This is a genomic window from Gemmatimonadales bacterium, from assembly GCA_035502185.1.
Classification (GTDB): domain Bacteria; phylum Gemmatimonadota; class Gemmatimonadetes; order Gemmatimonadales; family JACORV01; genus Fen-1245.
The window spans coordinates 53968-70963 of the sequence record DATJUT010000050.1 but is presented as its reverse complement, the minus strand read 5'-3'; the positions used below and the strand labels follow the sequence as shown (position 1 = coordinate 70963).

The 16996-nt window shown below is 73.4% G+C and carries 18 protein-coding genes; all 18 read left to right on the top strand.

Translation table 11 applies throughout. The features are described from left to right. Positions 1 to 14: 14 nt before the first annotated feature. The 18 genes from VMF70_06880 to VMF70_06795 all read left to right on the top strand — a co-directional run bounded on the left by VMF70_06880 (position 15) and on the right by VMF70_06795 (position 16991). Positions 15 to 641 (top strand): redox-sensing transcriptional repressor Rex, encoded by a 627-nt coding sequence (locus VMF70_06880; protein HTT67734.1) that lies wholly within the window; start codon positions 15 to 17, stop codon positions 639 to 641. Then, complete coding sequence (locus VMF70_06875; GenBank protein ID HTT67733.1) at positions 638 to 1870, top strand: arginine deiminase family protein; 1233 nt, start codon at positions 638 to 640, stop codon at positions 1868 to 1870. Before VMF70_06880 ends, VMF70_06875 begins: the two co-directional genes overlap by 4 nt. After that, positions 1867 to 2643 (top strand): 3'-5' exonuclease, encoded by a 777-nt coding sequence (locus tag VMF70_06870; protein ID HTT67732.1) that lies wholly within the window; start codon positions 1867 to 1869, stop codon positions 2641 to 2643. The genes VMF70_06875 and VMF70_06870 overlap by 4 nt, the downstream gene beginning before the upstream one ends. A gap of 98 nt (positions 2644 to 2741) precedes the next feature. After that, positions 2742 to 3608: an MBL fold metallo-hydrolase gene (locus VMF70_06865; protein HTT67731.1), complete on the top strand. Its 867-nt coding sequence runs from the start codon at positions 2742 to 2744 to the stop codon at positions 3606 to 3608. 178 nt (positions 3609 to 3786) lie between these two features. Then, positions 3787 to 4323 (top strand): translation initiation factor IF-3, encoded by a 537-nt coding sequence (infC, locus tag VMF70_06860; GenBank protein HTT67730.1) that lies wholly within the window; start codon positions 3787 to 3789, stop codon positions 4321 to 4323. Between the two features lie 49 nt (positions 4324 to 4372). After that, positions 4373 to 4564 carry a 50S ribosomal protein L35 gene (rpmI, locus tag VMF70_06855; protein ID HTT67729.1) on the top strand — a complete coding sequence of 64 codons (192 nt, stop codon included), beginning with the start codon at positions 4373 to 4375 and terminating at the stop codon, positions 4562 to 4564. Between the two features lie 12 nt (positions 4565 to 4576). Beyond that, positions 4577 to 4930, top strand: coding sequence for a 50S ribosomal protein L20 (gene rplT, locus VMF70_06850; GenBank protein HTT67728.1), 354 nt, complete (start codon positions 4577 to 4579; stop codon positions 4928 to 4930). 81 nt (positions 4931 to 5011) lie between these two features. Then, the gene (locus VMF70_06845; GenBank protein ID HTT67727.1) at positions 5012 to 6052 is read left to right on the top strand and encodes a phenylalanine--tRNA ligase subunit alpha; all 1041 of its coding nucleotides are present in this window, start codon (positions 5012 to 5014) and stop codon (positions 6050 to 6052) included. Continuing rightward, on the top strand, positions 6049 to 8415 hold the full coding sequence (pheT, locus tag VMF70_06840) for a phenylalanine--tRNA ligase subunit beta (protein ID HTT67726.1): 2367 nt from the start codon (positions 6049 to 6051) through the stop codon (positions 8413 to 8415). The genes VMF70_06845 and pheT overlap by 4 nt, the downstream gene beginning before the upstream one ends. Further along, positions 8390 to 8704, top strand: coding sequence for a hypothetical protein (locus VMF70_06835; protein ID HTT67725.1), 315 nt, complete (start codon positions 8390 to 8392; stop codon positions 8702 to 8704). Before pheT ends, VMF70_06835 begins: the two co-directional genes overlap by 26 nt. Positions 8705 to 8720: 16 nt before the next feature. After that, positions 8721 to 9020 (top strand): cell division protein ZapA, encoded by a 300-nt coding sequence (locus tag VMF70_06830; protein ID HTT67724.1) that lies wholly within the window; start codon positions 8721 to 8723, stop codon positions 9018 to 9020. 92 nt (positions 9021 to 9112) lie between these two features. Next, positions 9113 to 10699, top strand: a complete 1587-nt coding sequence (gene rny / locus VMF70_06825) for a ribonuclease Y (GenBank protein ID HTT67723.1) — start codon at positions 9113 to 9115, stop codon at positions 10697 to 10699. A gap of 203 nt (positions 10700 to 10902) precedes the next feature. Then, entirely contained in the window at positions 10903 to 11784 is an 882-nt protein-coding gene (locus VMF70_06820) for a tetrahydrofolate dehydrogenase/cyclohydrolase catalytic domain-containing protein (GenBank protein ID HTT67722.1), read from the top strand. Further along, positions 11781 to 13004 (top strand): exodeoxyribonuclease VII large subunit, encoded by a 1224-nt coding sequence (xseA, locus tag VMF70_06815; protein ID HTT67721.1) that lies wholly within the window; start codon positions 11781 to 11783, stop codon positions 13002 to 13004. The genes VMF70_06820 and xseA overlap by 4 nt, the downstream gene beginning before the upstream one ends. After that, on the top strand, positions 13001 to 13255 hold the full coding sequence (gene xseB / locus VMF70_06810; GenBank protein HTT67720.1) for an exodeoxyribonuclease VII small subunit: 255 nt from the start codon (positions 13001 to 13003) through the stop codon (positions 13253 to 13255). Before xseA ends, xseB begins: the two co-directional genes overlap by 4 nt. After that, the gene (locus VMF70_06805; GenBank protein ID HTT67719.1) at positions 13248 to 14210 is read left to right on the top strand and encodes a polyprenyl synthetase family protein; all 963 of its coding nucleotides are present in this window, start codon (positions 13248 to 13250) and stop codon (positions 14208 to 14210) included. The genes xseB and VMF70_06805 overlap by 8 nt, the downstream gene beginning before the upstream one ends. A 22-nt stretch (positions 14211 to 14232) precedes the next feature. Continuing rightward, positions 14233 to 16134, top strand: a complete 1902-nt coding sequence (gene dxs / locus VMF70_06800) for a 1-deoxy-D-xylulose-5-phosphate synthase (protein HTT67718.1) — start codon at positions 14233 to 14235, stop codon at positions 16132 to 16134. Next, on the top strand, positions 16131 to 16991 hold the full coding sequence (locus tag VMF70_06795; GenBank protein HTT67717.1) for an NAD(+)/NADH kinase: 861 nt from the start codon (positions 16131 to 16133) through the stop codon (positions 16989 to 16991). Before dxs ends, VMF70_06795 begins: the two co-directional genes overlap by 4 nt. The last annotated feature ends 5 nt before the right edge of the window (positions 16992 to 16996 follow it).

Below are 16996 nucleotides of genomic sequence, written 5' to 3'. Positions count from 1 at the left end.
TCACGAGGTCCGGCTTGCGCGACGTGGCGGCATCGACGGTGCGGCGGCTGTCGCTGTACCTCCAGTTCCTCGACCAGTGCGAGCGCCAGGGGACCGCGACCGTGTCCTCCGGCGCCCTCGCCGAGCGCGGCGGCGCCTCTCCGGCCCAGGTGCGCAAGGACCTCTCGTTCTTCGGGTCGTTCGGCCGGCGGGGCGTGGGTTACAACGTGCCGCGCTTGGCCGGCCGGCTGCGGGAGATCCTCGGCCTGGTGCGGCGCTACCGGGTCGTGCTCGTCGGGGCGGGACGCGTCGGCGCGGCGCTGGCGGCGTACCCCGGGTTCCGCGCCCGCGGGTTCGACGTGGTCGCCGTGTACGACGCCGATGCGGCGCGGATCGGCGCGGCGGTGGACGGCCTCGTGGTGCGGGGCGTGGAACGGCTGGAGGCGGACCTGGCCGCTGAGCCCGCCGACATCGCGGTGATCGCCACGCCGGCCGACGCGGCCCAGGCGGTGGCCGACCGGCTGGTGCGCTCCGGCGTGCGGGCGCTGCTCAACTTCGCCCCGGTCTCGCTGGCCGTGCCGCGGGGCGTCACGGTCTCGGACGTGAACATGGCGCTCGAGCTCGAGGCCCTCAGCTACGCGCTCCACCACGCACAGCCGTGAGCCGGGTCCACGTCACCTCCGAGATCGGCGCGCTCCGCACGGTGCTGATGCAGACGCCGGGCGAGGAGCTGCTGGCGGTGACCCCCGGCACCCGCGCGGACTACCTGTACGACGACGTGATCGACCTGGAGCAGGCCCGCCGCGAGCACCGGCAGCTGGTCGCGGTGCTGCGCCTGTTCGCCGAAGTGCTCGAGACGCGCGCGGTGCTGGCCGAGATCCTCAAGCGCGCCGAGGTGCGCGAGCGGCTGGTGGGCCGCACGCTCGACGTCGTGCCGTCCGACGCGCTGGCCCAGCGCCTGGCGCAGCTCCCGGTGAGCGCGCTGGTGGACGTGCTGGTGGCGGGGGCGATGGAGGAGGCCGGGCCGATCGCCGCGGCTCTCAACGAGGCCGGCTTCATGCTCCCGCCGCTCCCCAACCTGTTCTTCACCCGCGACGTCGGCATGGTGATCGGCGAACACGCGGTCATCGGCTCGATGCGCTACGGCGTGCGGTGGACCGAGGAGCTGCTGATCTCCGCGCTGTTCCGGCACCACGCGGCGTTCGAGAACGCGGGCGTGCTGTACGACGGCTCGGAGGAGAAGCGGCCCAACTACACGCTCGAGGGCGGCGACGTGCATCCGCTGCGGCCCGACCTGGTCGTGCTCGGCTACTCGGAACGGTCCTCCCCGGCCGCGCTCGACCACCTCACCGAGCTGCTGTTCGCCCGCTGCGGGGTCACGGACGTGATCGTGGTGGTGCTGCCCAAGGAGCCCACGGCCATCCATCTCGACATGATCTTCACCCAGGTGGACCGCGAGCTGTGCGTGGTTTCGCCGCCGCACTTCGTGGGCCCGGAGCGGCTGGCGGTGCTGCACCGGCGCCGCGGGGACGCGGGCGTGCGCGAGATGCCGAACCTGTTCGCCGCGCTGCTGGCGGTCGGCCTGCCCCTGGAGCCCGTCTTCTGCGGCGGCCCCAACCGCGCCGACCAGGAGCGGGAGCAGTGGGGCTCGGGGTGCAACTTCTTCTCGGTGCGCCCCGGCGTCGTGGTGGGCTACGACCGCAACGAGGCCACGCTGCGCGAGGTGGAGCGCGCCGGGTTCCGCGTGGTCCCCGGCCACAAGCTGCTCAAGGGCGAGGCGGCCGTGGGCGACGGCGACCGCGCGGTCGTCACGGTCAAGGGCAGCGAGCTGGTGCGGGGCGGCGGGGGACCGCGCTGCATGACGATGCCCCTGCGGCGCGACGACCCGTGAGCGCCACCTTGGCCGAGCGGGCGGCGCTCTACCTGAGCACGGGGCCGCGGGCCCCGGACGACATCGCACACGACGTGCTCGGCATCGCCCGTGCCCGCGGGGTCCTGGCGGAGCGGCTGGTCGCGGCGCTGCTGGGGGCGGACCCGCGCTTCGCCATCGACGTCGAGGGACGCTGGTCCGCGGTGCCGGAGCCGGCGCTGGGCGCGCTCCCGCTGGCCGACCTCGGCTACGCGGTGGTGGACGTGGAGACGACCGGGATGCGCGCCCGGGCCGGGGACCGCATCACCGAGGTCGCGGTGGTGCACGTGGACGGCGAGCGCACCGCGCTGGCGTTCGAGTCGCTGGTGAACCCCGAGGTCCCGATCCCGCACTTCATCGCGGCCCTGACCGGCATCGACGACGCGCTGGTCGAGGGCGCCCCGCGCTTCGAGGCGGTGGCCGACCAGGTGCTCGCGGCGCTGAACGGCCGGGTGTTCGTCGCCCACAACGCGCGATTCGACTGGGCGTTCGTGGCGGCGGAGATCGAGCGCGCGGGCGGCCTCGCCCCCCGGGTGCAGCGGCTGTGCACGGTGCGGATGGTCAGGGCGCTGGTGCCGGAGCTCGCGCGGCGCAACCTCGACAGCGTGATGCACTTCTTCGACATCGAGACCGAGCGCCGCCACCGCGCCGGCGGCGACGCCCTGGCCACGGCGGCGGTCCTGCGCCGGCTGCTGCGCCGCGCCGAGGCGCTCGGCATCACGAGCTGGCACGCGCTCCGGGCCCTGGTGCCGTGAGCCGGGCGCCGGAGGGACATCGTCCGCCCCCGGACGCGGCCGGCGCGCCGCCCGCCCCTGCTCGCCCTGCGCCGAGTGCCACGGCGACGCGGTTCACGGTGGGCCGGCTGGTCTGCTGGACCCTCGAGGGCGGGCTCCAGCGGCTCGACGGAGGCGCGATGTTCGGCGTCGTGCCGAAGCCCCTGTGGGCCCGGCGCGCCGAGCCGGACGAGCGCAACCGGATTCCCCTCGCGCTGCGCTGCCTCCTGGTGGAGCATCCCGACGGCCTGGTGCTGGTGGATACCGGTCTCGGCAACAAGGAGAGCGGCAAGTTCCGGGACATCTACGCCGTCGAGAACGCGGGCCGCACCGGCCCCACGGCGCTGGAGGACGCGCTCCACGACGCGGGGCATTCGTCCGCCGAGGTGAAGTGGGTCATCAACACCCACCTGCACTTCGACCACGCCGGCGGGAACACGTTCCACGACGGCGCCGGGGCGACGGCGCTGGCCTTCCCCAACGCCACCTACGTGGTACAGAAGGGGGAGCTGGACTTCGCCGCGCACCGGAACGAGCGGACCGCGGCCAGCTACCTGCCGCCCAACTTCGCGCCGGTGGCGGCCGCCGGCCGGTTCCGGCTGGTCTCGGGCGAGCTGGCCGTGCTCCCGGGCATCCACCTGCTGCCGACGCCGGGACACGTGCCGCACCACCAGTCGGTGCTGGTCACCAGCGCCGGCGAGGGCGCCTGTTTCCTGGCCGACCTGGTGCCGACCGCCGCGCACCTGCCGGCCGCGTGGATCATGGGCTACGATCTGGAGCCGCTGGTCACGCTCGCGACCAAGAAGCAGCTGCTGACCCGCGCGGCGCGGGAGCACTGGCAGCTGGTCTTCGAGCACGATCCGACGGTCGCGCGGGCGCGCCTGGCGGAGGATTCCGAGCACGGCTATGCGAGCGAACCCGTTGACACGGTGCGGCTTGGCGCCTAGCTTCCGCGCCGAACGTCAAGCAGGAGCCGGTGGCTCCTCACCCTCCGACCCCCGGCTGCGGGTGGTGGATTCGGGTTCTCGCGTGCATCGCGCTCCCGCCTCGTGCCGGGGCGGTGTTGTGGCGGACTCCGGAGGGCTCGGGAGTCCGCTTCGTGCTTCACGACCCTAGCGCCGGAGGCTGCGAATTCTCGAAAAACCAACGCCGGACAGCAAGAACCGAGTACGCATCAATCGCATGATCCGCATCAGTCCCGTCCGGGTGATCGCGCCCGACGGGGCCCAGCTGGGGATCATGGCGGTGGACGAGGCGCTCGCGGCCGCGGTGGCCCGCGGTCTCGACCTCGTCGAGGTAGCTCCGACGGCGCGGCCCCCGGTGTGCCGCATCATGGACTACGGGAAGTTCAAGTTCGAGCAGGCCAAGGCCGCGCGGGCGGCCAAGAAGAAGCAGCACTCGATCCAGCTCAAGGAGATCAAGTTCCGGCCGGGGATCGACAACCACGATTTCGAGTTCAAGTGCCGGCACGCGCGGGAGTTTCTCGCGGAAGGCAACAAGGTGAAGGTGACGATGATGTTCCGGGGCCGGCAGATGGCCCACCCCGAGCTGGGCCGGGAAGTCCTGGACCGCGTCTCCGAGCTGCTGGGGGACGTGGCCAAGCTGGAGCAGGAGGCCAAGCTCGAGGGCCGGAACATGACGATGCTGCTCACGCCGAAATGACGCGGCGCCGGGCCCGCCGGGCCGGGCGCGCGCGCACGGGAGAAGCGCGGTGAAGAAGAAGACGAACAAGGCGGCGGCCAAGCGGTTCCGGCTCACCGGCAAGGGCCGGGTGCGGCGCCGCAAGGCCTACAAGAGCCACATCCTCACGAAGAAGTCGGCCAAGCGGAAGCGGCACCTCCGCAAGGCCGCGGTGGCCTCGCACGCCGACGAGCGGCGTCTGCGCGGCCTCATCACGGCGTAGGGAGAGGGAGCCATGCCTCGCGTCAAGAGCAACGTCACGCGCCTCAAGCGCAAGAACAAGATCATGAAGGAGGCGCGCGGAAACCGTGGCGGCCGCAGCAAGCTGTGGAAGGCCGCCAAGGAGACCGTCGAGCGCGGGTGGGCCTACGCCTACCGGGACCGCAAGCAGAAGAAGCGGCAGTTCCGGCGCCTGTGGATCACCCGGATCAACGCCGCCGCCCGCCTGCACGACCTGTCGTACAACGTGTTCATGAACGGGCTGAAGAAGGCGGGCGTCGAGATCAACCGGAAGGTCCTCGCGGACCTGGCGGTGAAGGATCCCCAGGCGTTCGCCAAGCTCACGGAGCTGGCCAAGACCGGCTCCTAGCCGGTGGCACCCAGTGACCGTCCGCATCGCTCGGGCGGCGCAGAGCCCGAGACGACTCCCGGGCCGCCTGCGTCCGGCGCGGTGAGCGACCGGGCGGCGGACCTCGTCGCCGCGCTCGCCGGCCTCAAGGCCGAAGCGGAGCAGCAGATCCGCTCCGCCGCGGACGGCGACGCGCTGCAGCGGCTCAAGACCGACTACCTGGGCCGCAAGGCGGGCCGCGTGTCCGCCATTCTCAAGGCGCTTCCCTCCCTGGAGGCCGAGGCGCGGCGGACCGTCGGCCAGGCGGCCAACGACGCCAAGGCCGCGATCGAGCAGCTGCTGGCCTCCGCCGAGGCCGAGCACGCGGCCCGGGCCGCCCCGCCGGCCGGCGACCTGACGATGCCGGCGCGGCCGGCCTGGCGCGGCGCCCTCCACCCGGTCACCCTCGTCGCCACCGAGATCTGCGAGATCTTCCACGAGCTCGGGTTCACGCGCGCCGTGGGCCCCGAGGCCGAGACCGAGCGCAACAACTTCACCGCGCTGAACTTCCCGCCCGGGCACCCGGCGCTGGACATGCAGCCCACCTTCTACCTCGGCACGGGCGCGCTCCTGAGGAGCCACACCTCGCCGGTGCAGATCCGCGTGATGGAGGCCTACCGGCCGCCCATCCGGGTCACCATCCCCGGGCGCTGCTACCGGCGCGACCCGTTCGACGCCTCGCACGCGCCGGTGTTCACGCAGGTCGAAGGGCTGTGCGTGGACGAGGGCATCAGCTTCGTCGATCTCAAGGCCGCGATCACGTTCTTCGCGCGCCGGTTCTTCGCGGCCGGCGTGAACGTGCGCTTCCGCCCCTCGTTCTTCCCGTTCACCGAGCCGTCGGCCGAGGTGGACGTGGAGTGCCAGCTGTGCCACGGCTCCGGCTGCCCGGCCTGCAAGGGCACCGGGTGGATGGAGATCCTCGGCTGCGGGATGGTGGACCCCGCGGTGTTCGAGAACGTGGGCGTGGACCCGGAGCGCTACACCGGCTGGGCCTTCGGCATGGGACTCGACCGGGCGGCGATGGTGCGCTACGGCATCCCCGACATCCGGCTGCTGTTCGAGGCCGACATGCGCTTCCACCGCCAGTTCGTGGACTCGGTGTGAAGGCCTCGCTCCGCTGGCTCTCCGATCTGCTGGGTGTGCCGCTCGACGCGCGCCAGGCCCTGGAGCGCCTCCCGATGCTCGGCGTGCCGGTGGACGCCGTCGAGCCGCTGCACCACGACCTCGCGCAGGTGGTGGTGGCCCAGGTGCTCGAGGTCGCGCGCCACCCCAACGCCGACCGCCTGTCGCTGTGCAGGGTGGACGCGGGCGGCCCGGTGGTTTCGGTGGTCTGCGGCGCGAAGAACGTCACCGCGGGCCGCCGCTACCCGTTCGCGGCCGTCGGCACCACGCTGCCGGGCGGCGTGGTGCTGGAGCGGCGGAAGATCCGGGGCGAGTTCTCGGAGGGCATGCTGTGCTCGGCGCGCGAGCTGCGGCTCGGCGACGACCACGAGGGCATCCTGGAGCTGGAGACCACGGCCGCGCCCGGCACGCCGTTCCTCGACGCCGTCCCGGTGGCCGACACGCGGCTCGAGCTCGACGTGACGCCCAACCGGCCCGACCTGTTGAGCCACCTGGGCCTGGCCCGCGATCTGGCCGCCGTGCTCGGCCGGCCGGTGCGGCTGCCGGCGTTCGCCGACGCCGCGGCCGCGGCGCCGCGGGCGGTTCGCGCCGCCGGCGCGGCCGGCGAGACGGCCGGCGTGCGGATCGCGATCGAGGACGCGGAGGGCTGCCCCCGGTTCACCGCCGCCGTCCTGCGCGGCGTCACGATCCGCCCCTCGCCCCCGTGGCTCCGCATGCGGCTCGAGGCCGCCGGCGTGCGCGCGATCAACAACGTCGTGGATGCGACCAACTACCTGCTCCTCGAGGTCGGGCAGCCGATGCACGCCTACGACCTGGCGAAGGTGGCCGGGCCGGCGCTGGTGGCCCGGCGGGCCCGCTCCGGGGAAGCCATCGTCACGCTCGACGGGGTGCGGCGCACCCTGACGCCGGCCATGACCGTGATCGCGGACGCGCGCGAGGCGCAGGGGATCGCGGGCGTGATGGGCGGGTCCACCAGCGAGGTCTCGACCTCGACCACCGACGTGCTGCTCGAGTGCGCGTACTTCGATCCCAAGCGCACCCGCGCCACGAGCCGGGCCGTCGGCCTGGCGACCGAGGCCAGCCAGCGCTTCGAGCGCGGCGCCGATCACGGGGCGCAGGCCGACCACCTCGCGCGCGCGCTGGACCTGCTCGTGCGCGTGGCCGGCGGCGCCGTGGACGGCGCGCCGGTGGACGTGTACCCGTCGCCCATTCCGCCCGTCACGGTCTTTCTCCGCGACCGGCGGGTGAGCCACCTCCTGGGTGTCGAGGTCCCGCGCCCCGAGATTGAGCGCGTCCTGACCGCGCTGGGCTGCGTGGTGGGCCCCAGGGAGGACCGGCTGGCCGTGCAGGTCCCGACCTTCCGGCCGGACCTGACCCGCGAGGTGGACCTGATCGAGGAGATCGCGCGCATCGTCGGCTACGACCGGTTCCCGGACGAGATGCGGCCGCAGCGCGCGGGCGTCGTGCCCGACGCGCCGGCCGAGCAGCTGGCCACGCGGCTGCGGGGCTCGCTCACCGCGCTGGGCCTGCACGAGGCCATCACCGCCTCGCTGGGCCCGCGGCACGACGAGCGCTGCGTGGAGCTGGCCAATCCGCTGAGCCAGGACGAGGGCTACCTGCGTGCCGCGCTGTTGCCGGGCCTGGTGCGCCGGTGCGAGCACAACTGGCGGATGCAGCAGCGCGACGTCCGCCTGTTCGAGATCGGGAACGTGTTCTTCCGGAGCCCGGATCCGCTGCCGGTGGAGGAGCTGCACGTGGCCGCGGTGATCTCGGGCGCCCGGCGGCCGCCGCACTGGAGCGACGCGGCGCCGCCCGACGTCGAGCTGTTCGACGTGAAGCTGCTGCTGGAGGCGGCCGTGGCCCAGGGCCGGCCGGGGGCGGTGGTGGTGCCGGCGGAGGACGGCGGGCGCCTGGTTGCGAAAGAGCCCGGCGGCCGGCAGGTTGGCTGGGCGGGAGAGCTGGCCGGGGACCGGCCCGCCTGGGGCGCCCGGCTCTACGGGTTCGAGCTGGAGCTGGAGGCCGCCGCGGCGGCTCCGGTGCGGTTCCGGCCGCTGCCGGCCTGGCCCGCGGTCGAGCAGGACGTCGCGCTCGTGCTGCCCGACGGCCTGGCGGCCGCCGGGGTGGAAGCGGCGCTCCGGGCCGGCGCCGGGCCGCTGCTCGAGACGTTGTGGCCGTTCGACGAGTACCGCGGGGCGCCGCTCCAGGCCGGAACCCGGAGCGTCGCGTGGCGGCTCGTCTTTCGCGCCGCCGACCGGACGCTACGCGACGCCGACGTCGAGGCGGCCGTGACCGGCGCGCTGGCGGAGGTGGAGAGGCGACATGGGGTCCGCAGGCGAGAGGCCTGATCTCGACGCGCTCCGCGAGCTCGAGGAGGTGTTGCACCACCTCGCCGACGAGCTCGGGGCCTGGCGCCGCAGGGCGCTGACGGCCGAGGCGCGCCTGGCCGAGCTGGCGCGCCTGCAGGAGGGCGGCGGCACGGCGCTGCTGCGGCTGCGGGAGCTGGAGGAGGAGAACACGGGCCTGGAGCGGCGGCTCGGCTCGGCCCGGACCCAGCTCTCGGAGCTGGTCGGCCGCCTCGGCTTCCTGGAGCAGCAGGCGGTGGTCGGCGCGCGCACCGAGGTGGCCAAGTCGTGAACGGCGGGGGCGAGCGGTGAAGAAGCACGCGGTGCGCGTGACGATCGTGGACGAGGAGTACACCGTGCGCTCCGAGCTGGACCCGGAGTACACGCGCGAGGTGGCGTCGCACGTGGACGCGGCGATCCGGCGGGTGCTGGCGTCGGGGACCATCGTCGAGAGCCACAAGGCGGCGATCCTCGCGGCGCTCGCGATCACCGACGAGCTGCTCCAGTCCCGCCGCCAGCAGGAGGAGCTGTCGCAGCGCCTGAAGCAGCTCTCCGGCGAGCTGGCCCGCCTGCTCCCGCCCCAGAAGCGGCAGAGCGTGACCGGGTGAGCTTGTCTTAGCCCTCTATTCCATCGTAAGTTAGCACGCGAGAGACTTGACCTTCGACATCACTCAGGGCGGGCGACCGCCGGAGTGGTCATATGACATCGGATTTCAGTTTTGCCGCGCTCCTCGTCGCGGTTGGTGCGACGGGGACGGCGGCGGCCCTTGCCTTCTTCTTCATCGGGCGGTGGGTCGAGCGGCGGATCGCGGCCAGGGCCAAGGCCACCGCCGAAGCCCTCGCCAACCGCATCCTCGAGGACGCGCGGCGCGACGCCGAGGCGTTCCGCACGTCGCTGGTCGTCTCCGGCAAGGAAGAGCTGGCGAAGGCGCGCGAGGCGTGGGAGGCCGAGGTCGGCCGCCGCCGCGAGGAGATCGACCGCATCGAGCACCGGCTCGAGGAGCGGGAGGACATCCTCGAGAAGAAGCTCCAGGTGCTGGAGCGGCGCGACCGGGAGCTGGAGGCCCGGCACGGCGACGTCGACGCGGCCGAGAAGCGCGCCGTGGCCGCCGAGGCGGAAGCCCAGGCGCTCGTGGCCGAGCGGAAGCGGCGGCTCGAGGCCCTGGCGGGCCTCTCGGCGGCGGACGCCAAGAAGGAACTGGTCCGCAGCATCGAGGAGGAGGCGAAGGCGGACGCGGCCGCCCTGGTGCGCAACGCGCGCGAGCAGGCGCGGCGCGAGGCGGAGAAGGAGGCGAAGAAGATCGTCGCCCTCGCGATCCAGCGCATCGCGGCCGACCACACCGCCGAGACGACGGTGGCGGCGGTGGCGCTGCCGAACGACGAGATGAAGGGCCGGATCATCGGCCGCGAGGGGCGCAACATCCGCGCCTTCGAGACCGCGACCGGCGTGGACGTCGTCATCGACGACACCCCCGACACGGTCATCGTCTCCTGCTTCGACCCGGTGCGGCGCGAGGTGGCCCGGCTGTCGCTGGAGCGCCTGATCGCCGACGGCCGCATCCACCCGGGCCGGATCGAGGACGTGGTGAAGAACGCGCAGGCCGACGTGGACCGGCAGATCCAGGAGGCCGGCGAGCAGGCGGCCTACGAGGTGGGCGTCCACGGCCTGCATCCGGAGATCATCAAGCTGGTGGGCCGGATGCGGTTCCGGACCTCGTACGGCCAGAACATGCTGAAGCACTCGAAGGAAGTGGCCTGGCTGGCCGGGATCATGGCGGCCGAGCTGAAGCTCGACGTCCCGCTCGCCAAGCGCGGCGCGCTGCTGCACGACATCGGCAAGGTGCTGACGCACGAGAGCGAGGGCACCCACGTGCAGCTGGGCGTCGAGGTGGCGACCAAGTACGGCGAGCCGGCGGTGGTGATCAACTGCATCGCCGCCCACCACGACGACGTGCCGCACGAGTCGCCCATCTCGGTGATCGTGCAGGCGGCCGACGCCGTCTCGGGCTCGCGCCCGGGCGCCCGCCGCGAGGCGTTCGAGAGCTACGTCAAGCGGCTCACCAAGCTCGAGGAGATCGCGTCGGGGTTCGACGGGGTGGAGAAGGTGTACGCGATCCAGGCGGGTCGGGAGATCCGGGTGATGGTGACGCCCGACCGGATCGACGACACGCGCGCCTCCACGCTGGCCGAGGAGATGGCGCGCAAGATCGAGAACGAGCTGCAGTACCCCGGACAGATTCGCGTCGTGGTCATCCGGGAGACGCGCGCGGTGGATTTTGCGAAGTGATGAGGCGTGAGAGGTGAGAACGTGGTGAGAAGTGAGACGTTCAAGTGAGTGGTGGGAGGCAAGGACGTGAGCGGTGAGAGGCAGTGAGGGGTGAGAAGGATCTCACCTCTCACGTCTTTGCTTCTCACTCTCACTACTCACTTGAGCCGCTCACGCCTCGCCTCTCACCGCTTACCGCTGGTAACCGCAAGGAGCCCGCGATCGTGACCGCCCGCATCATCGACGGCACCGCCATCGGCAAGCAGATTCGCGCCGAATTGAAGGCCGAGGTCGAAGCCCTCAAGGCCAAGGGCGTCGTTCCCGGCCTCACGGTCGTGCTCGTGGGCGAGGATCCGGCGAGCCAGGTCTACGTGCGGATGAAGGGCAAGGCCGCCGACGAGCTGGGCATGAGGTCGGACACGATCCGCCTGCCGGCCGACGCCGCGGAGGCGGAGCTGCTGTCCCTGCTGGACGGGCTCAACGCCAATCGCGCCGTGCACGGCATCCTGGTCCAGCTGCCGCTCCCCGGGCACATGGACTCGAGCAAGGTCCTGCTCCGGATGAAGCCGGAGAAGGACGTGGACGGCTTCCACCCGGTCAACGTCGGCAAGCTGGTGATCGGCGACCGCACCGGGTTCCGGCCCTGCACGCCGGCCGGGGTCCAGGAGCTGCTGATCCGCAGCGGCGCCGATCCCGGCGGCAAACACGTCGTCGTGGTCGGGCGCTCGCTGATCGTGGGCCGCCCGGTGGCCAACATCCTCATGCAGAAGGCGCCGGGCGCCAACGCCACGGTCACCGTGGCGCACACCGGCACGCGCGACCTGGCGAGCATCACCCGCCAGGGCGAGATCCTCGTGGTCGCGGCCGGCCGGCCCGAGGTCATCCGCGGCGCCATGATCCGGCCCGGCGCCGTGGTCATCGACGTGGGCGTGAACCGGGTGGACGATCCCGCGGCCGAGAAGGGCTACCGCCTCGTGGGCGACGTCAACTTCGCGGAGGCCGTCGAGGTCGCCAGCCAGATCACGCCCGTGCCGGGCGGCGTCGGCCCGCTCACCATCGCGCTGCTGATGCGCAACACCGTGCAGGCGGCGCGCCAGGCGGCGTGACGCTCTCCTTGCCGCTCGAGACCGCGCCGCGCGAGCGGCCGTCCACCGTCACCGAGGTGGTCGAGGCGGCGCGCCTGGTGGTCGAGCACGCCCTCGGGCCGCTGTGGGTGGAGGGCGAGATCTCCAACTTCAAGACCTATCCCTCCGGCCACTGGTACTTCTCGCTCAAGGACCCCTCGACCCAGCTCCGCTGCGTGATGTGGCGCTCCGACGCCCGGCGAGTCCCCGCCGTGCCGCAGGACGGACTCAAGGTGTACGCGCGCGGCGAGCTGACGGTGAGCCCCAAGCGCGGCGAGCTGCAGCTCACGGTGCGGCAGCTGCTGGCGACGACCGAGGGCGGCTTCTACGCCATCGCGCTGGAGCGCGCCCGCGTCGCCCTCGAGAAGGACGGCCTGCTGGCGCCGGAGCGGAAGCGCCCGCTGCCGCCCTTCCCGCGGAGCATCGGCGTCGTCACCAGCCCCGAGGGCGCGGTGTGGCACGACATCGTGGCCGTGATCGGCCGCCGCTGGCCGGCCGTCGAGCTGGTGCTGATCGGCGCGCGGGTGCAGGGCGAGGGCGCGGCCACCGACCTGATGCGCGCGCTCGCCCTGGCCGACCGCGTTCCGAGCCTCGACCTGGTGATCGTCGCGCGGGGCGGCGGCTCCAAGGAAGACCTCTGGGCCTTCAACGACGAGCGGGTGGCCCGCGCAGTCGCCGCCTCGCGCGTGCCCACCATCGCTGCGGTCGGGCACGAGACCGACGTGACGCTGACCGACCTGGTGGCCGACGTGCGGGCCGCGACGCCCTCGGCGGCGGCGGAGAAGGCGGTGCCCGACCGCGCCGACCTCGCCCGCCGGCTCGCGGCGGTGAGTGCCGGCCTGGGCGCGGCGGTGGCCCGGCGGCTCGAGCTGGCCGACGAGCGCGTGCGGCACGCCTCGACCCGCCTCGGCGGCGCCGTGGACCGGCGGCTGGCGGCGACCCGCGAGCGGCTGCGGCGCCACGCGGCGCGGATGGGCACCGCCGCCGAGGCGCGGCTCGCGGAGCGGCGGGCCGTGCTGTCGCGGGTGGCGGCCTCGCTCGACGCGCTCTCCCCGCTCAGGGTCCTCGAGCGCGGCTACGCCGTTGCGCGCGACGCGGGCGGCCGCGTCCTGAGGCGGGTGGCCGACTTCGCGCCCGGCGCCGCGTTCCGGCTGCGGGTCAGCGACGGCGAGGTGCCCTCCCGCGTGGAGCCGCGACCGTGACTGCGCAGCGCCGCCCGTCGCTGGAGGAGGACCTCGGCCGCCTCGACGTGATCGTGCGCGCGCTGGAGACCGAGGACGTGGACCTCGACCGGGCCCTGGCGCTGTTCGAGGAGGGCGTCGAGCGGCTGCGCGCGGCGCGCGAGCGGCTGGGCGAGGCCGAGCTGCGGCTGCGCCAGCTCCGGGAGGCCGCCGACGGAGGGGTGAAGCTTGACGCGCTCGACCGCGCCGGACGTCAGCAGACGGATGACTGATTCTTCCGTCGCGCCGCCCGACGGATCCCGCCCTGGCACGAGTGCCACCGCTGAGGGGCGCGTCGCGATCGACGCCTTCCTCGCCCGCGCGCGCGAGGCCACCGACCGCGCGCTGGAGCGGGCCCTGGACGAGATCCTCCCGGCGGTGCCCGGCGGCCTCGCCGAGGCGGTGCGGTACGCCGTCCTGGGCTCCGGCAAGCGGTTCCGTCCGGCGCTGGTGCTGGCGGCCTACGAGGCCGCGGGGGGCGGCAGCGCCGCCATCGCCGATCTCGCGGCGGCCGTCGAGATCGTCCACGCCTATTCGCTGGTCCACGACGATCTCCCCTGCATGGACAACGACGACCTGAGGCGGGGGCGCCCGACGCTGCACCGCGCCTTCGACGTGCGCCGCGCGACCGAGGCCGGCTTCGCGATGGTCCCGGTGGCCGCCGCCGCCCTGGCGCGCGGGGCCCGGCTGATGGGCCTGGCCGCCGGGGCGCGGCGCGAGGTGGAGCTGCTGCTGTTCCGGGCGGCCGGGGCCGGGGGGATGATCGGCGGCCAGGTCCTGGACCTGGTCGCGCCGGGGCGCGCGCCCTCGCGGGAGGCCATGACCGACATTGACGTGCGCAAGACCGGCGCGCTCATCGCCGCGTCGGTCGAGATCGGGGCCGTGGCGGCCGGCGCCCCGCCGGGAACCCGCGCGGCGTACCGGGCCTACGGCGAGGAAGTGGGGCTCGCCTTCCAGATCGCCGACGACGTCCTCGATGTCACCGCGACGTCCGAGCAGCTCGGCAAGACGCCCGGCAAGGACGCCAAGCTCGGCAAGCCGACCTTCCCGATGCTGCTCGGCGTGGCCGGGGCGGAGCAGGAGGCCGGCCGGCTCGCCGAGCGCGCCGTGGCCCATCTGGAGGCCGCGCGAGTATCTTCACCGCTCCTCGCGGCGCTGGCCCGCTTCGTGGTCGCGCGCCGCTCCTGACCTCACCGGACCAAGGGCGCGCATGGGACTGCTCGAAGGCATCTCCGGCATCGACGACGTCAAGCGGTTGCCGCGCGAGCGGCTGCCGGAGCTGTGCGACGAGATCCGCCAGCGCCTGATCGACGTGGTCTCGACCACCGGCGGCCACATCGGCGCCGGCCTCGGCGTCGTGGAGCTGGCCACCGCCGTCGCCTACGTGTTCGACTCGCCGCGCGACAAGATCGTGTGGGACGTGGGGCACCAGGCCTATCCGTGGAAGCTCCTCACCGGCCGCAACGCCCGGTTCCCGACCCTCCGCCAGGCCGGCGGCCTGTCCGGGTTCCTGCGCCGCGACGAGAGCCCGCACGACCAGTTCGGGGCGGGCCACGCCGGCACCGCGATGTCGGCCGCCTACGGCATGGCGGTCGCGCGCGACCTCAAGGGTGAGCGCCACGACGTGGTCGCCATCGTCGGCGACGGCGCGATGACCTGCGGCCTGTCCTACGAGGGGATGAACAACGCCGGGCACTCCGGGCGCGACATCATCGTCATCCTCAACGACAACGGGATGTCCATCGCCCCGAACGTCGGCGCGATGAGCCGCTACCTCTCCAACGTGGCCACCAACCCCCTGTACAACCGGGTGCGCGAGGAGCTGAAGCGCCTGACGCACCGGGTGGATGCAATGGTCGGCCACGGCGTGCAGGATTTCGCGCGGCGCGTGGAGGAGAGCCTCAAGAACTTGGTGCTGCCGGGCGTGCTCTTCCAGGAGATGGGGCTGCGCTACTTCGGGCCGGTGAACGGCCACGACGTGCGCGGGCTGGTCGAGGCGCTCGAGAAGATCCGCCAGCTCAAGGGGCCGCGGTTGCTGCACGTGCTGACGCAGAAGGGCAAGGGGTTCCCGCAGGAGGCGCCCGACCTGGAGAAGTTTCACGCGCGGGCGCCGTACGATCCGGCCACGGGCGAGCTGAAGGCCGCCGGCGGAGGGCCGCCGCTGTGGACGCGGGTGTTCGGCGACGCCATCACCCAGCTGGCGGCCGAGCATCCCGAGCTGGTGGCGATCACGGCCGCCATGCCGTCGGGGACGGGGACCAACGCGTTCCAGAAGAAGTGGCCCGACCGGTTCTTCGACGTCGGGATCGCGGAGGGGCACGCGACGACCTTCGCGGCGGGACTCGCGACCCGGGGCATCCGGCCGGTGGTGGCCATCTACTCGACGTTCCTGCAGCGCGCGTACGACAACATCATCCACGACGTCGCGATCCAGGGACTGCCGGTGATCTTCTGCCTCGACCGCGCCGGCATGGTCGGCGACGACGGGCAGACGCACATGGGGCTGTACGACATCGCGTACCTGCTGGCCGTGCCGGGCATGACGGTCACGGCACCGAGGGACGGCGCGGAGATGATCGGGCTGCTGCGCTGCGCGCTGGCGCGGACCGAAGGGCCGTTCAGCATCCGCTACCCGCGCGACAAGGCCCCGGCGGAGCCGCCGCCCGCGGCGGAGGTGGCGGCGGTGCCGTACGGGACCTGGGAGCTGCTGCGGCGCGGGAAGAACGGGGTCGCCGTGCTGGCGGTCGGGGCGATGTGCGTTCCCGCGCTGGAGGCGGCGGAGAAGCTCGCGCCCGAGGGGCTGGACGTCACCGTGGTGAACTGCCGCTTCCTCAAGCCGGTGGACCGCGCGATGCTCGACGCGCTGCTGAGGGACCACCGCCTGCTCCTGACCGTGGAGGACGGGGTGGTGACGAACGGGTTCGGCGCCTACCTCGCCCGGCTGGTGCAGGAGGAGGCCCCGGAGGTGCGCGTGGTGGCGCACGGCGCGCCGGACCGGACCTACGAGCACGCGCCGCGCGCCAAGCAGCTGGAGTCGGTCGGCCTCACGGCCGACGGGATCGCGGCGCGGGTGCGCGCGCTGCACGCCGAGGAGGCCGCGCTGCCGTCATGAACGTCGGGCTCGTCGGGAACCGCCGCTACCGGCCGATGGACGAGATGCTCGCCGCGATGGCGGCCGAGGCCCCGAAGCTGGGCGCCCGGCTGTTCCTGGAGCCGACGCTGGCGGCGGCGCTCCCGGATCGGCCGGCGGGCGGGCTCGACGGGGCGAAGCTCGACATCATCGTCAGCCTGGGCGGCGACGGCACGCTGCTCCGGGGCGCGCGGCTGGCGTGCCTGCGCGGCATCCCGATCCTCGGCATCAACCTGGGCCGGGTGGGCTTCCTCGCCGCGGCGGGCCCCGAGACCGCGCTGGACACGCTGCGGCGCGTGGTGCGGGGCGAGTACACGATCGAGTCGCGCCTCGCCCTCTCGGCGCGCGTGGGCGGCGCGGCCGAGGAGTGCCTGGCGGTGAACGACGTCGTGATCCACAAGGGCGGGATCGCGCGCCTCATCCGCATCTCGGTGGCGGTGGACGGCCAGGAGGTCGGCGTCTACACGGCGGACGGCATCATCGTCGCCACCCCCACGGGCTCGACGGCATACTCGATGTCGGCGGGGGGCCCGATCGTGGTGCCGGGCGTGGACGCGCTGGTGATCACCGCGATCTGTCCGCACACCCTCGCGGTGCGGCCGCTGGTGGTGTCGGCCAGCTCCATTCTCACCCTGCGGGCGCTCGATCCCGTGCCGGCGCCCGAGGAGCTGATGGTCTCCATCGACGGCCAGGTGGCCGCGCGCCTGGCGCCGCGACAGGAGGTCACGGTGGTCCGCGCGTCCCGCCCGGTGCTGCTCGCGCGGGCCGGCGCCGAGTCGTTCTTCGTCCGGCTGCGGGAGAAGCTGCAGTGGGGTGATCTCTCCGACCGAAAGGGCTGAGACCG